Source organism: Alkalicoccus chagannorensis DSM 18086, assembly GCF_000429725.1.
GTDB lineage: Bacteria > Bacillota > Bacilli > Bacillales > Salisediminibacteriaceae > Alkalicoccus > Alkalicoccus chagannorensis.
In genome coordinates this window covers 357,200-371,990 of record NZ_KE386944.1, presented here as the reverse complement: position 1 = coordinate 371,990, position 14,791 = coordinate 357,200, and the positions used below count along the sequence as shown (strand labels likewise).

12 protein-coding genes are annotated in these 14,791 nt (G+C 53.4%); 3 read left to right on the top strand and 9 right to left on the bottom strand.

Going from position 1 to position 14,791, the window contains the following annotated elements; all coding sequences use genetic code 11:
* Positions 1 to 593 precede the first annotated feature (593 nt).
* Positions 594 to 1,796, top strand: a complete 1,203-nt coding sequence (locus G477_RS20050) for an acyltransferase (protein WP_051288152.1) — start codon at positions 594 to 596, stop codon at positions 1,794 to 1,796.
* A 1,053-nt stretch (positions 1,797 to 2,849) separates the two neighbouring features.
* Here the strand turns inward: G477_RS20050 and G477_RS20685 are convergent.
* On the bottom strand, positions 2,850 to 3,575 hold the full coding sequence (locus G477_RS20685) for a leucine-rich repeat domain-containing protein (RefSeq protein WP_051288150.1): 726 nt from the start codon (positions 3,573 to 3,575) through the stop codon (positions 2,850 to 2,852).
* A gap of 212 nt (positions 3,576 to 3,787) precedes the next feature.
* Between G477_RS20685 and G477_RS0116675 the strand changes: the two genes are divergently transcribed.
* Both G477_RS0116675 and G477_RS0116670 read left to right on the top strand, forming a co-directional pair.
* Positions 3,788 to 4,516 (top strand): polyphosphate polymerase domain-containing protein, encoded by a 729-nt coding sequence (locus G477_RS0116675; protein WP_026698889.1) that lies wholly within the window; start codon positions 3,788 to 3,790, stop codon positions 4,514 to 4,516.
* A gap of 35 nt (positions 4,517 to 4,551) precedes the next feature.
* Positions 4,552 to 5,241, top strand: coding sequence for a DUF4956 domain-containing protein (locus tag G477_RS0116670; protein WP_051288148.1), 690 nt, complete (start codon positions 4,552 to 4,554; stop codon positions 5,239 to 5,241).
* 589 nt (positions 5,242 to 5,830) lie between these two features.
* Here the strand turns inward: G477_RS0116670 and G477_RS0116655 are convergent.
* The 8 genes from G477_RS0116655 to G477_RS0116620 form a co-directional block, all read right to left on the bottom strand.
* Complete coding sequence (locus G477_RS0116655; RefSeq protein ID WP_170203902.1) at positions 5,831 to 7,570, bottom strand: CotH kinase family protein; 1,740 nt, start codon at positions 7,568 to 7,570, stop codon at positions 5,831 to 5,833.
* Between the two features lie 38 nt (positions 7,571 to 7,608).
* Entirely contained in the window at positions 7,609 to 8,040 is a 432-nt protein-coding gene (fabZ, locus tag G477_RS0116650; protein ID WP_026698886.1) for a 3-hydroxyacyl-ACP dehydratase FabZ, read from the bottom strand.
* 89 nt (positions 8,041 to 8,129) lie between these two features.
* Positions 8,130 to 8,477 (bottom strand): DNA-directed RNA polymerase subunit beta, encoded by a 348-nt coding sequence (locus tag G477_RS0116645; protein WP_026698885.1) that lies wholly within the window; start codon positions 8,475 to 8,477, stop codon positions 8,130 to 8,132.
* A 36-nt stretch (positions 8,478 to 8,513) separates the two neighbouring features.
* On the bottom strand, positions 8,514 to 9,350 hold the full coding sequence (locus G477_RS0116640) for a flagellar hook-basal body protein (RefSeq protein ID WP_026698884.1): 837 nt from the start codon (positions 9,348 to 9,350) through the stop codon (positions 8,514 to 8,516).
* 23 nt (positions 9,351 to 9,373) lie between these two features.
* The gene (locus tag G477_RS0116635; protein ID WP_026698883.1) at positions 9,374 to 10,195 is read right to left on the bottom strand and encodes a flagellar hook-basal body protein; all 822 of its coding nucleotides are present in this window, start codon (positions 10,193 to 10,195) and stop codon (positions 9,374 to 9,376) included.
* Between the two features lie 16 nt (positions 10,196 to 10,211).
* A complete protein-coding gene (gene mreB / locus G477_RS0116630; protein WP_026698882.1) occupies positions 10,212 to 11,207 on the bottom strand; it encodes a rod shape-determining protein in 996 nt (331 codons plus the stop codon).
* A 1,055-nt stretch (positions 11,208 to 12,262) separates the two neighbouring features.
* Positions 12,263 to 13,576 carry a UDP-N-acetylglucosamine 1-carboxyvinyltransferase gene (murA, locus tag G477_RS0116625; RefSeq protein ID WP_026698881.1) on the bottom strand — a complete coding sequence of 438 codons (1,314 nt, stop codon included), beginning with the start codon at positions 13,574 to 13,576 and terminating at the stop codon, positions 12,263 to 12,265.
* Positions 13,577 to 13,751: 175 nt separating this feature from the next.
* The gene (locus tag G477_RS0116620) at positions 13,752 to 13,985 is read right to left on the bottom strand and encodes a DUF1146 domain-containing protein (protein WP_026698880.1); all 234 of its coding nucleotides are present in this window, start codon (positions 13,983 to 13,985) and stop codon (positions 13,752 to 13,754) included.
* Positions 13,986 to 14,791: the final 806 nt, after the last annotated feature.

The following is a 14,791-nucleotide window of genomic DNA, read 5'->3' as shown; positions in this document are numbered from 1 at the left end:
AATACAGGCAGGTGGCCCAACATTTCCTCGATGCGTCCCGCCTGCAGCCGCTATCCGCCCGCTTCCAGCGGGCGGGCGACTCCCTTTTTTCATGAGAGCGTCGCGCTTTCTGCTGCTCCACTTCAACACAGCAGTTTACGCTTCCGCTGTTCGCTCCTCATTGATCCGGGCCCGGCGTGATGCAGTGTATATTTAGATCTCGCGGATGCTCCTATCCCCCGACGCTCGGAGGCACGGCTGTGTCACCCAGCAGACGGCAGCCTTTCACGTATGCGGGGGCAATGACCGGTCTCTGCTCGTTCTGCAGCTGCGCCGGCTTCTGCTACCCCCCTCCGCGTCAGGACCTTCTTCCTCCGTAACCTCCAGGACGGGGAAAGCGTCTACTATCATGACAGATGCAGGTGCTGCCCGTTGTTTACGTCCATCCGGCGGTGAGCCACTGGCGAGAACTGGAATGTTGCGGAAACCGCGTGTGCTCTCTTTCACATAATAATTTAGAAAAATGATGACCTACGCTCATTGCAGGATGCGGAAGACTCTTTTATGATAGGAGAGGTGCATGAGCTCAAAGAAAAAGGAAAAGGTGACAAACAATGAAAAGCAACCAACTTAATGAAATTTATATTATGCGTGCACTTGCGATCATGGCGGTGCTCATGGTGCATGCCACTGGTACAGCTGTCGTCATGTTCCAGACCGCTGCCGGCTCCACGTCGTTTGACTTATACAACTCGTTGAACACACTCTTCCGGTTCGGTACTCCGACGTTCATCCTGCTGAGTGCCTTTGTGATTTTTTATAACTACTATAACCGTCCGATCGACAGCGGGATGATCAAGCGTTTTTATTCGAGACGACTTATGTATATTCTTGTTCCTTACTTTTTCGTCTCGCTCGGGTATTACTGGTTCAAGCAGTACGTCTACTACGACTGGCCGACATTCAGTGAATTTCTTTCGACGTTCTCGTTCCAGCTCCTGACGGGCAGCGCCCACGCGCATTTGTATTTTGTGTTTATCAGTATTCAGTTTTATCTTTTGTTTCCGATTCTTCTTTACGCGTTCCAGCGCTATCGTTTCCTGACGCCGTACCTCGTTATTATCGGCCTTGCGATTCAATGGGCGTTTGTTCTGCTTAACAACTGGTACTTCCAGGTGCCGTTTAAAGGATCCTGGTCGCTGAGCTACATGGCGTACTTCTTCACCGGGGCCTATATCGGCATTTATTTCCCGAAAATCCGTGGCTGGCTCACGGCTCAGGATGTCCGTGGCTGGATGCCGAAAATCAGCTGGGCGCTCATCTGGTCCATTTGGGGAGCTGCGACGATGTTCCACGTGTACATCTGGCAGCAGAACCGCTTGTTCGGTGCGCCGATTGACTCCCGCATTTTTGAGCTGATGTGGAATGCGCAGACGTTGACTTCTGCTATTCTCTTGTTCAAAGTCGCTTTCTTGATTTACAAGTATTTTTCCTGGAGAATCATCAACCCGATGATCCAGCTCGGTGTTGTCTCCTTCGGGATCTACTTGTATCACCCTTTCCTCCTGATGATCGGAGAAGCACTCTGGCTGCCTTCTGCTCCTCTTCCGGTTGCGGTGTTCATTTTCGGGTATAGCTTTGCCGCTGTGCTGGCCATCTGCTGGCTCGGTGCTCACTTGATGATGAAATACGTTCCTTTCGCATGGATGTTTGTCGGAACCGGTCCTCGTGTGATGCCGTTCAAGGAGCACAACGAATCTCCTTATCATGATGACGAAGAGAACACCTCTGAGCCGCGCCGATCGGTGAATAGTTAACCTGTCTACGACGACGCGGCTGGTACAAAGCGATCACCTCGACTTCCACACCTGAATCATACGAAGTCTAAAAACAGGACGAAAGCAAATGAACCGAACTATCATGAAGCTCTGATGAGAGTTTCAAAAGATAGTTCGGTTTTTTTATGTGAACCACAGCATTCGTCCCAGCCTCGCTTCGGAACGACGATTATGGTCCGTGGAGAAGCAAAAGCGTGGAGCGCCTTTTTCCCTGCACAGCGTGAGACGCCGCCGTCTTCCTTTCATGAGATCTGATGCTTTCTGACGAATCTGCCCCCTATCCAGTTCATTTCCCCGGCTGCCGATGCAGTCGGGGACCATAAGGGCTTCGGTGACTGGCGGTCTTGTAAGATTTCGAAGAGCAGGGGGCTCCTGCGCGGAGCGTCAGTCCTCCTTCATGAAACATCCGCTCTCAGCCGCGGCAGGTCTGCTCCGTTGTTGCGATCCTCCGCTCCACCCCCAAGCCGTGAGCTTCTCATGATACAGGTCCCGCTCTTCGTAAGCGTGAACCATTCGTGCCTGCTGACGAAAGAGCGCTTTTTCTATACGTCGAGCAAGCTTGAAGATCGGATGCATGATACAGGAGTAACCTCCCTCTTGGTCAAGAAGAGCGCGCTTCGTGATGGAGAGTGGAAGTAGCTGCGGCTTTACAGGAAAGCGGGTCGCTTCTCGAAAAAAACGAGACGCCCGCCTGCCTGAAGCGGGCGGGTAGCAGGCGCAGGCAGGACGCCCCCAAGAAAAAAGGAGCCACCTGCTTGTAATTGAGCCGGTAAACGCCCAAAACACGACGCCCGGCGATCATTTTGGGACGGTCCGCTCTGCAGTTTGAGCCACACCGGTCAAAACGTAACACAGCATCTGACCGACCGTATGCCACTCTTGAAAAAGGCAGACGACTTTTTGGAGTCCCTATACAGAAGGCGGCATGCTTTTCGCGCGACGCTGTCTGGCCGCTCCATCCCCTTCTTGATCCCACGAAAAAAAGCCTCCCGTGTGAACAGGAGGCGGAGTTGCTGCAGCATGTTTGCTGTCTTATTCGGCGGCGTCTTCTTCTGTTTCCGCTTCTGCTTCGTCCTCTTCGAGCAGGAAGTCCGTGTCGAGGATGTCATAGTAATAATGTTCAATCGGACTGTAGTCATTCACCGGGTTGCCTTCCAGGTAAATGCGCTGCACGAGGTTTTCGAGTCCGCCGAGCGGTTCAATGGACGCGATGCGGTTGTTTCGTATATTCAAGTCGCGGAGCAGCGGCATCTCAGCCAGCGGACTGATATCATCAATGTCATTGTCGCGGATGTTCAAGTCGCGGATTTCCGTGAGGCTGCTGAGCGCTTCGATGTCGTTGATGTTATTCTCCCGCAGGTTCAAATCCTGCAGCATTGTCAGTCCGCTCAACGGCGAAATATCGCTGATGTTGTTTTCTCTTAAATCCAGCTCCACCAGACCGTCCAGCTCGGCGAGAATAGAGATATCTTCTATGTCATTATCCCGAAGGTTCAGCTCTTCCAGGTTCGGCATCTGTGTAAGTCCCTGCAGATTCTCGACCCCATAGCCCTCTGCATCCAGGGAGGTGATGCTCTCATATTGCTGCGGTCCAAGCGGTTCGTTCGGCCCTACGCCCGCTTCCACGCGGATGGCGTTCTCGAGCATAGGATCCTGCAGGGCGTCGCTCTGCGGGGCATAGGTGAACACTACGACCCACATAATGGCGATCAGTACTGCTGCTATGATTAAATTTGTGTATTGTCTGCGCTTTTTCATCTTCGGCGCTTCCTCCTTTATTCCTTCAACTGCCAACAGCATTATAGCAGATTCACGGGTGTTTGGCGACAGCTGGAAGGCCGGTTTCTTCATTTTGCAATGTTGCGGAGATTCATGTAAATATACAAAAAATTTACGTTCTTCTTGATTTCTTTACAAAGAAAAAATATAATTGAAGATTGTACGGATGCTTGTAAAGGAGGTCTTTCCGCATGGCATTGGAAATATTTAGCAGGAGAGAAATTAAGTACCTTATTCCCTATTCTGTTTATAAAAAGCTGGCTGATCAGCTGACGCCATATATGCGTTATGATAAGTTTGGAGATGGCTTCGGCCGTTATAACATTGTAAGTTTGTACTTCGATTCAGATGACCGCGATATTTATTATGAAACACGCAACAAGCTGAACTTCCGTCAGAAGCTGCGGCTGCGGGTGTACGACCAGGCCGATTTAAACAGTACGTCTTTTCTGGAGGTAAAGCAGAAATTCAATAACGTGGTAAACAAACGACGTACGCAGCTTCCGCTTTCGCATGCCTACCAGTATCTGGATAACGGCATGAGCCCCGGCATCGATGTGTCGAATCCGCAGATTATGCGGGAGGCGGATCATTTCCGCCGCCTCTACGATTTGAAGCCGGAAGTTGTTGTCAGCTATGATCGTCAGGCTTTCCACGGGATTTACGAAGATGATCTGCGCGTCACGTTCGACTACAACCTCATGTGCCGCCGCAGCGACCTGCGCATCGAGAACGGGCCGCAGGGGACGCATTTCGTGGATGAAGATCTTGTGGTTATGGAAGTAAAAATCAACAACAGTGTTCCACTCTGGCTTACCGAGATGCTCAGTGACTTCCGCCTCTCCAAGCAGGGCGTTTCGAAGTTCTGTACGAGTATCGATGTCTGCGATCAAGGTCTTGATCACCGTATCGCCCAGTAGTCCAGTTCATATTTTGACAGAAGGAGTTTTAAGAGATGCAGCAGTTTTTAGACGGCTTTCTGGATGCGGGAAATGCCACGACGAACTACACGGTCGTTGAAGCCTTCATGGCTATCTTCCTCAGTTTCATCCTGAGTATCGTCATCACGCAGGTGTATAAGTGGACGCATCACGGCGTCCGCTATTCCCAGTCCTTTGTCCAGACAGTCATTATTATGAGTGTCGTCGTATCGATTGTCATGATTGTCATTGGAAACAACATTGCCGTTGCCTTCGGTCTAGTCGGAGCGTTTTCGATCATCCGCTTCCGCAGCGCGATGGCCGACCCGAAAGATATCGCGTTTATCTTTTTCGGCATGGCTGCCGGCATTGCCAGCGGCCTCGGGTTTTACTTACTGGCTGTGATTTTTACAGCGTCGTTATGTGTACTTATTTATTTCCTTTACGTCATCAACTACGGGGAACAGGGATCCGATGAGAAAACGCTGAAGATCACCGTCCCGGAGAACATGCACTTTGAAGGGGTTTTCGATGATATTTTCGAAAACAAACTCGACCAGGTCCACCAGACGAATGTAGAGACGACCAACCAGGGCACGATGTACCTGCTTGAGTTCACCATCCGCACGAAGGACAACGTGTCCGACAAAGAGCTGATGGATGAAATACGCGCACGCAATGCCAACATGAAAGTCTCGTTAAACACATCCCGGATGCTCTACTAAACGAGCGGGATGCACGCAACCCCTCCGAAGCATGGTGCCTAGGAGGGGTTCTTTTTGTGTTTCAGGCTTTTTCGGCCCTAAAATAAATGTTGGGAAAAAGATTTATTTCTGCTACATTTTTCATCCGTTTCCGGCGGGCGCGAACCTCCACTATTCCTCAGGTTGCGAGGAGGATTTTCGGACGGCGCTTTGTCCCTCTGGCATCGCCGCCTTTCACTTCTGAAAAGGTTTCGTTTTTGTATTTGTTCTGCTGAGAGAAAATCATACATGCCATTGGAGACATATCGGAGCATGCTTAAAGTTATTCACCCCAACATCTGTATGAGAACCGCTTTCGCAGGAAAGACGCCGCAGCTCCCTCCGTCTATCATGAAGAGAACCGCATCGAAAGCCGCTCTCATACGCAGAAGACCGGCCTCGAGTTTCTTCCCAACATCACCAAACACCCTCAACAGAGGCAGAAGGCTGCTGAGCACGCTTCAGCATACTCTCTCGCTTCTATATTCCTCATATAAGAAAAACGCCTCACAATCGAAGTGAGGCGCTTCTGTCCAGCTGCTCTTCTCAGCACGCTGCCGTTCGTTCTGATTTACGGATACGTGATCGTGAAGGTCGACGTTCCGTCGAGCTCTACATCTCCCTGTATACGGTTGACGTACGGGTTTACTTCGGACTCGAGCATGCTGCCATCCTGGAAGAGGACAAGCTCTCCCTGCGAACCGACTGCTTCATCTTCTTCGTACCAGTTTCCTTCAATCGGCCAGCCGAGATCGTTTTTGTAGAAGAGCGACAGTTCTCCGCTGAGGGTGTTGTCAGCCGTGAGCCTGTATTCCTGCTGAATGCCTGGAATGTCGGCGTCTTCTGTTTCGACCGAGAGGCTCCCTTCGCCTTGATCTGCCTCAAAGCTGCCGATCACGAAGCCGGCACTGTCGGTAAGGTAGACAGTTTCACCGGCGGACACGTCCGCTTGAGCCGCCTGTTCCTGCTGAGCCTCATTCAGACCAAGCTGGGTGCGGAGGTATTCGTAGCGCAGCGGAACGAACTGCGTCACCTGCTCCGCACGAAGCTCATAATCATCGAGCTCTCCGAAGTGATTCTGCGGGTGGCGCTCAAAGGCATCCTCGCCTGGCCTTGTCTCAACCGATTCCTCGATTTGTTCCTGATACTCCGACGCTCGCTCCTCGACATAGGATGGCGGGAACTGTTCCATGAGCTCTACCAGTCGTTCTTCCAGGTCATCACGCAGCTCGTCCGTTTCCATCAGCTTCTCAAAGAGCTGGTTGTCCCATCCTGCAGGGTCCATCTCATATTCATAGCCGAAAAAGTCGTTCAGCACGCCATAGCCCTGGCGGGTGTGAGAACCGAAAGACAAGTTTTTATCCCACGGGATGATTTCCCAGCCGGCGTCCGGATCTTCGTGGTCCAGATAGAGCCAGTAGTCATCGCCAAAGGCATCAATGTCACCGACCATCATATGCAGGGCCAGCCAGGTAAGGAAGGATTCCGTCTCGGTCTCTTCTTCCATCATTTGTGCAAACTCCGGTCCTGCCGGTGTCCGCTGTACGAGATCGATGAATTCACGGACTTCGCCCCAGTTCGGATCCCCGCGGTAGTTGAAGGTTTCTTCCAGAAAATCTACTTGATCCGCCTGATCGATCTGACTCATATCGAAACCGAACGTCGAATTGACGTTAAACTGTTCGCCTTCACGCCCACGAATCTGGTCACGCACCAGTGTGCCGTTCGGATTGCGGTCGAACCGTTCCATCAGATTCATGTCGATCCGGTCAATATGGACGTAAAGCCCTTCATAAATATCATTGAGATAAAAATCAAAGTACTCTGCACTTGGAGAGACCATGCCGGCATCTTCGAAGATGTCCCAGGATATTTTTTCCCTCATCATGGACGGATCCCGAAACATCCCGTTCAGGTTCATCCTGTTGTGATCCGTAAGGAAAGGCTGGTCCTCTTCAAAACGCACGTTGAATGATTTTTTCTCTAGTCCCCGCGCCGTATTGCCGCGGAAACGCATTCCACCGTCCAGCTCCAGCACTTCATCACTGTCCGGATCCAGCTTCACTTCGGCGCCAAGTCGATCATCGCTGTTGGGGGAGCGGGTGTACAGTGCATCCACGTCACTTTCGTCCATGTAAAAATACAAGTCCTGCACCGCTGCTTCCTGTGCCTGAACATCGACATCTTCCTCGTTATTCTCTTGTGTGTTTTCCTGGTTATCTGCTTGTTCATTCTGCTGGTCGTCGTTATCCGCGCAGGCGCTCAGCAGGACAAAAGCAGACAGTGCAGAGATTCCATATCGTGGCCTCATCATTGAGCCCTGCCTTTCTCTTCCTAATTCCATTCGTGTTACTGTTTCTCGCCGAGCGCAAACATGAGCTCGGCTTCGGCGACGACTTCTCCGTCGACACGGGCGGTGGCGGTGCCTTTGCCGATCGAGCCGCGCAGGCGGGTCATCTCGACTTCGAGGTGGAGCTGATCGCCGGGACGGACCTGGCCTTTGAAGCGGCATTTGTCGATGCCGGCAAAGAAGGCGAGGCGGCCCTGGTTCTCCTCTTTTTTCAGGATGGCGACGGCGCCGACCTGGGCGAGTGCTTCAATAATGAGCACGCCCGGCATCACCGGATAGTCCGGGAAGTGTCCGTTGAAGTAGTCTTCGTTGGCGGACACATTTTTGATGCCAGCTGCCCGCTTCCCTTCTTCGACTTCGAGGATGCGGTCGACGAGCAGGAATGGGTAGCGGTGCGGAATGATCGCCTGAATCTGTTCGGTGGTAAGCATCGCGTTTCCTCCTAGTATGTAGATCGTTATCGGACTGCTGCGTCAAAAGGAGACGCTGCTGCTTGCTGCAGCGCATCTCCCAGTGGCTGTTAATCACGGCCCCGCTCGGTATTGTCGTAGATGATGTCGTAGATATGATACCAGGTTTCGGGCTCGAGTACGTCGGAGGGACTGCCGCCTTCGCCGAGAATAGCGTAGCCGACGACAGCTCCGGCAAGGGCCGCAGCAGCAATCAGGGCAAGGACGAGCACGATGCGGAGCCAGATCGGAAGCAGGCGCGTCGGCCGCCAGAACGGATGGATGCGCTTCTTCTTCTTTCTGTCGGTCCGGCTCATTTCCTCTTGTTCGTCCGGTGCCGAAGCCGTATCTTCCTGCTTCGGTTCCTCTTCCTGCTGTGTCTCTTCTTCCTTTGTTTCTCGATGGTTGTAATCACTCATAGAAACTTCTGCTCCTCAACTCTACGACCATCCGGATCAGCGCAGGTTCGCAATCATGCTGCGCATCTGGTCGGTCATGTTTAGTGCACTGGCGTTCAGCTGATAGTGCCTCTGGGCTGCAATCATATCACTCATCTGCTGGCCCATGTCCACGTTGGACTGCTCCAGCGCCTCCGGCTGAATTACTTCGGCGCCGGCGGTCTCTTCCAGGACATCTGCTTCATCGAGCTCCAGCTCCGCCAGGTCCGGGAACTGCAGCAGGTTCTCTCCCGTCGATTCAAGCAGCTGCGGGCGCGTGATGTTCACGGTGTTGAGCTGCTCCACCACGGTCTCTTCGCCGTCCGGACCGAGCTGCAGCACTTCCCCGAACGCATTCACCTGCATCATGCCGTCTTCGGCGGTAGCCGGGACTTCCACCGGCTCCCCGTCTGCATTGAGCACATTCTCCCCATTCCCGTCTACGAGGAAGTTTACGCCCTCATTTGCCGGATCCGGGCTCAAGTAAAAAGCCCCGTCCCGGGTGAACCGGCGGGATCCGTCGTCCCCGGCGGCCACTTCAAAGAAATAGTCCGGCTCCGTGAGTGCCAGATCCCATGTGCGCCCGGTTTCCTGAAGCGCCCCCTGTTCCATACGGATCGCCGTCTGCGCCACGCCGGCACCACTGCCGCGGCGAATGCCCTCCGGCGTCTCACGGCCTTCTTCATACGGACCGACCCGCTGGTTGTTCACCTGCTGGAACATCAAATCGGCAAACGACGTGTCGCGGCGTTTGTAGCCGTGGGTGTCGAGGTTCGCCATGTTATCGCTTACCGTATCCATCTTATGCTGTGCCTGGCCCATCGTTACGGACGAGTTAAAAACCGCCTGATTCATTGCCTTCTCTCCCCTCTATGCACCTACTGGATGCGGCCGATGTCGTTCACGGTCCGTTCCAGATTCTGATCGTATGCCTGCAGGACCGTCTGGTTCATTTCAAACGTGTTCATCGCGTTCATCATCTGCGCCGTCGTCTGCTGCGCGTCCACGTTGGAGCGCTCCACAAATCCCTGCTGCAGCTGATAGCTGATGTCCTCATCTCCGACGGCCGACGCGATCGCCGCCTCGCCCTCATAGTTCAAGAGGCCTTCGCCTTCTTTGACGAGATTCGTCGGGTCCGGAATAACCGATACGTCCAGCTGGGTGATCAAGGTTTCATCCTCATCGAACACTTCTCCCTCCGGACTGATCCGGATCTGGTCGTTGTCGAGCTCCACCGGCTCTCCTTCGGTGTCCAGGATGTAATTACCCTGGGCCGTCGTTAAAAAGCCGTCCTGGTCGATGGTGAAATTCCCGTTTCGCGTGTAGCGGATCTCTCCGTCTTCGGCAGCAACGTTAAAAGCAAGCATCGCTTCCTCTCCGGTCTCCTCATCAACGGGCACGTCGGATTGGAAGAGGGCCACATCGGTGTTGTTGCCTGTCTCCTGCACGTCGCCCTGACGGAAGTTCGGCGTCCGCTCCTGCATGTAGACGCCGGTCGTCAGTTCGCCGATTCTCGGTGCGCCGTTCGGAGCCGCCTGGGTCCCCATCGCGGCAGCGATCATGTTGGGAAACTTCCGGAGAGAGCCCTGATCGGCTTTATACCCCGGCGTTTCGGCGTTGGACAGGTTGTTTGTATGCATTTCCTGCTGGCGCTGCTGGGCCATCATACCGGCACCGGCGCTGTAGAGTCCTCGAAGCATGAGTGGTTCCTCCTCGTTATTTTACTTTGCGGATTCGGTCCAGGTTCTCGAGCATCATGCCGGTTCCGTTGGCAACGCAGTCCATCGGATCTTCTGCGATAAATACCGGCACTTTGAGCTCGTCGGCCAGCAGCGTGTCGATCCCGTGCAGGTACGCACCCCCGCCGGTGATGATGATGCCGCGGTCAATGATGTCCGCGGACAGCTCCGGCGGCGTGATCTCCAGTACGGTGCGTGCGGCCTGCACGATGTGCTGGACGGCTTCCTGCATCGCTTCCTGTACTTCGGAGGCGTGCACTTCAATCGTGCGCGGCAGGCCATTTACCATGTCGCGCCCGCGGATTTCCATGGACTTGTCGCTGCCCTTCGGCGAAACGGTGCCGATCTCGAACTTGATCTGCTCGGCGGTGCGTTCCCCGATCAGCAGCTTATGTTTCTTCTTGATGCTGCTGAGAATATCGGCATCAAAGCGGTCCCCGGCGATTTTAATCGACTCGGCCGTGACGATGTCGCCCATCGACAGCACGGCCACATCCGTCGTGCCGCCGCCGATGTCCACGACCATGTTTCCGGTCGGCTGGAAGATGTCGAGCCCGGCGCCGACAGCGGCGACTTTCGGCTCTTCTTCGAGATACACCTGCTTGGCGCCGCTTTTTTCCGCGGCTTCGCGGATTGCTTTCTGCTCGACGCTCGTAATGTTCGTCGGGCAGCAGATCAGAATGCGCGGCTTCATGAACCAGCCTTTGACGCGGATCTTTTCGAGAAAATGCTTGAGCATTTTTTCCGTCGTATCAAAGTCGGCGATGACGCCGTCCTTGAGCGGGCGCATGACGACAATGTTTCCCGGTGTTCGTCCAACCATGCGGAACGCTTCCTCCCCGACGGCGAGTACGTTTCTCGTCTGTGTGTCCATCGCTACCACGGCTGGTTCGTTCAGTACAATCCCGCGGCCTTTCACGTGAATAAGTACGTTCGCTGTTCCTAAGTCAATCCCTATATCTCGTCCAAACATGCGCTAGATCCTCCCTGATGTCCTGTATCGGCTGATATCTGTGTCTATGTACTGGGTTCCTATTCTACGCCTGCACTATCATCCTCATCTTAACATTCTATCACAGAAGCAGACAAAAAAGGAATGTGATTTTCGAATGGGCAGCTGCTGATGAGAAGGAAGCCCACCGGCTGGTTCTCACGCTGGTTCTATTGCGGTTTGCCAGCGGAGAAGTACATTCTCATGGGGTCGAGCAAGCCGCCACTTCCACCGTTCGCCGATGGTGGGGGGAAGCTCGTCGAATGGAAGAGTGAAGCGGAGCAACTTGGTCGTAGTGAAGGCGGTTGACTTGGGTCGAAAAGCACGTCGACTTGGCACATGAACCACGCCACACCCCTAAAGAGCATTTGAGCTGCCTTGCTCCGCCCGGCTTTTCATCGGCTGGCGGGGGCAGCCGAGGCGGGAAGGGCTTGGGTTATTACGGGTTGGGCTTGATTGAAGGTTCTCGTTCGCTTATTTATGGAGACGTCTGCCGAGTGATCGCTCCCCTCCAGCGGTCGGACGAAAAGCAGGTCGACTCGAGGCAGGAACCTGGACGCCTCGACGCGTAAACCGTGTCGACTCAGCGGAAAAGCACGTCGACTTGAGCAAAAAGCTCGCCAAAGCGCTCGAACCATGACAGATCGACGGCCAATCGTGACGACTCGAAGCGAAACCACGTCGACTCGCCACACGAATCGTGCCACACCATGGGAGCAGGCGAGCTGTCCTGCTCTGCTCGCCTTTTCCCCCTAGATAGCGCGGCTGATCGACTTGAATCGTTTGATCAGTATCCGCCGATAACAACAAACAAACGCTAGGAGCATCATTGCCTTTCCTATGCAGTTAGTCAGATGCTTATTTCCCGGGAAATGATGGATCGTTGAAAGAAGCTTTCAGATGGGTTCTTCACCAAAGGCCCATCCTTTGGATCGGGACTGCAGCAGCCATAGTTGCGAGGACACCTTTTGTAACAACACGTAAAAGGAGCTGCCCGTGATGGACAGCTCCCTGGATAAGAGAATATAAGAATAGAATTAAGCCTGATACGCGCCCTGCGTGGTGGCTGTTTCTACGGTCGTTTCCTCTTCTTCGTTGATGCGCTCGATGTCAGCGCCGATCGCGAGTAGTTTCTCGGTGAAATTGACGTAGCCGCGGTCGATGTGCTTGAGCTCAGTAACCCGAGTGCGGCCTTCTGCGACGAGGCCGGTGAGCACGAGGGCGGCTCCTGCACGAAGGTCGGTGGAGGCGACTTCTGCGCCCTGCAGGTCGACCGGTCCGTTGATGATGGCGGTGCGTCCTTCGATTTTGATGTCGCCGTTCATGCGGCGGAATTCTTCGACGTGCATGAAGCGGTTTTCGAAGACGGTCTCGGTGACGACGCTGTTGCCTTCTGCCCGCAGCATCATGGCCATCATCTGTGCCTGCATGTCGGTTGGGAAACCTGGGTGCGGCATCGTTTTGATGTCGGTGCCTTTGAGCTTGTCCGGGCCGATGACGCGCACGCCGGTGCCTTCTTCTTGGATGGAAACGCCCATCTCTGTCATTTTCGCGATGACAGGACGGAGGTGCTCGGTCAGCACGTTTTCGATCAGGACGTTTCCGCCTGTGATCGCTGCTGCTGCCATGAATGTTCCTGCTTCGACGCGGTCCGGGATGATCGTGTGATCTGCGCCTGTGAGCTCCTCGACACCGTCGATGCGGATCGTGCCGGTACCTGCGCCGCGTACTTTGGCGCCCATGGCGTTGAGGTACGTAGCGAGACAGACAATCTCCGGCTCTTCGGCTGCGTTTTCGATGATGGTCGTGCCGTCGGCCATGGAAGCGGCCATCATGATGTTCTCGGTTGCGCCGACACTTGGGAAGTCGAGGTAGACTTTGCCGCCTTTGAGGCGTCCGTCCACTTTGGCTTCGATAAATCCGTTGCCGATTTCGACTTCGGCACCCATGGCTTCAAAGCCTTTCAGGTGCTGGTCAATCGGACGGGAGCCGATCGCACATCCGCCTGGAAGCGCAATGCGGGAGCGGCCTTCACGTGCCAGGAGAGGTCCCATGACGAGGAAAGACGCGCGCATTTTGCGCACATATTCAAATGGGGCCTCGATGCCGAGATCCTTCTGCGCGTTGACCCGTAGATGGTTTTTTCCATCAAATTCGACCTCTGCGTTCAGGTTCCGCAGCACTTCGGAAATCGTGTACACATCGGCGAGTGCCGGTACATCGTAAATGTTGCTTATTCCCTTTGTCGGGAGTATCGACGCTGCGATCACCGGCAGTACTGCGTTTTTAGCTCCATCGATTCGAACACTGCCTTCGAGTGTCCGTCCTCCATTAACAATAATTTTTTCCAATAGATTCCCCTCCGTGTCCATGTTGTTGCTTCCACAACTGGTAGTGTTGCTGCTGTTATTGAGTGAGCATAGATCATATTGTAGTGGTTGGTTGACTAAGTTGATGTAATCAGAACGTCCAGCCTGCTGTACTGAGCTTGTGATGCATGTATGTACATGCTCAAGTTGTCGTGTTTCAGAACAAATAGCGCAGGGCTGCGGACCATTCCATGTAGTTCAAAATAAATCCTGTGACAAGCTGCGTTAAAGCAATTGTTGTTATAACCATCAGTGCTTTGGCTTTGATGCCGTCCGGGTCGCGGACGAACACGTCAAATCGGAATGACTGGAGACTCCACCAGACAATGACGAGCACCATCAGACTGATCATGATGTTAAAAAGTGCTTCCTGTCCGATCGTCTCAAACATGCAATCCCTCCGAAACGGCTTCACTGATTTCTTGTGCACAAAGCACACCAACATAATAGTAACGAAAATCAGCTTGAATTGCTACCGCCTAACGGAAGAAATTACGCGGAATCCGTGCGACGAAAGACCTGTTTTTCCTTTGATGCCAATTCGGCGTACTTTTTCCACTTCTGCTAATTGTAACAAACTTGTTACATGTCTCATTCACGTTTTTCATAATAAATAATCGTCTTTTTCCCTATTTTCTTCAAACATTGCGGAAAAAGTACTTTTTAAGCACTGCTCCTGGGCAGTTCGTGCGACCCTCATCGCAGAGATCGGGGCTTCTTTCTGCCTGTGCACCGCATGATTTCCCTTTCTATGCATTTGTCGCCATGCAGCTGGAAAGGTTTCACTTTGTACCAAATTTTTTGAGCTGGTCCTAAAAGATGGTGAAGATTTTTGTATTGTGGTTGTCATATTCTTCGATGGCACCGAGGCATGGATGAGGGTAATTCGGGAAAAAAGTTTGGGGGATGCGGGTGATGTTTTTTGATGGGGGTGTATTTCTTTGGGGGTCGGATCCGCTTTGGGGTCGGATCCGCTTTGGCTGCAATTTCGGCCGGCTTGGTCACAATTCGACTGAATTGTCCACACTTGGCCGCCGCTTGGTCACAATCCCGCTGAATTGTCCACACTTGGCGGCCGTCTTCTTCTTTCAACCCATTGGATGAGTCCTGCGCGCTGCGCTTGCTTTTCGGTCTACCAAAACCAAGCCGCAGGCGCGGAGTAGTTGATAAAACGCTTGCAGGATCGTATGTTCGTAT

Excerpts from the sequence above, each read along its gene's own strand:
- G477_RS20050 (WP_051288152.1), top strand. The coding sequence starts at position 594 with ATGAAAAGCAACCAACTTAATGAAATTTATATTATGCGTGCACTTGCG.
- G477_RS20685 (WP_051288150.1), bottom strand. The coding sequence starts at position 3,575 with ATGAAAAAGCGCAGACAATACACAAATTTAATCATAGCAGCAGTACTG.
- G477_RS0116675 (WP_026698889.1), top strand. The coding sequence starts at position 3,788 with ATGGCATTGGAAATATTTAGCAGGAGAGAAATTAAGTACCTTATTCCC.
- G477_RS0116670 (WP_051288148.1), top strand. The coding sequence starts at position 4,552 with ATGCAGCAGTTTTTAGACGGCTTTCTGGATGCGGGAAATGCCACGACG.
- G477_RS0116655 (WP_170203902.1), bottom strand. The coding sequence starts at position 7,570 with ATGAGGCCACGATATGGAATCTCTGCACTGTCTGCTTTTGTCCTGCTG.
- fabZ (WP_026698886.1), bottom strand. The coding sequence starts at position 8,040 with ATGCTTACCACCGAACAGATTCAGGCGATCATTCCGCACCGCTACCCA.
- G477_RS0116645 (WP_026698885.1), bottom strand. The coding sequence starts at position 8,477 with ATGAGTGATTACAACCATCGAGAAACAAAGGAAGAAGAGACACAGCAG.
- G477_RS0116640 (WP_026698884.1), bottom strand. The coding sequence starts at position 9,350 with ATGAATCAGGCGGTTTTTAACTCGTCCGTAACGATGGGCCAGGCACAG.
- G477_RS0116635 (WP_026698883.1), bottom strand. The coding sequence starts at position 10,195 with ATGCTTCGAGGACTCTACAGCGCCGGTGCCGGTATGATGGCCCAGCAG.
- mreB (WP_026698882.1), bottom strand. The coding sequence starts at position 11,207 with ATGTTTGGACGAGATATAGGGATTGACTTAGGAACAGCGAACGTACTT.
- G477_RS0116620 (WP_026698880.1), bottom strand. The coding sequence starts at position 13,985 with ATGTTTGAGACGATCGGACAGGAAGCACTTTTTAACATCATGATCAGT.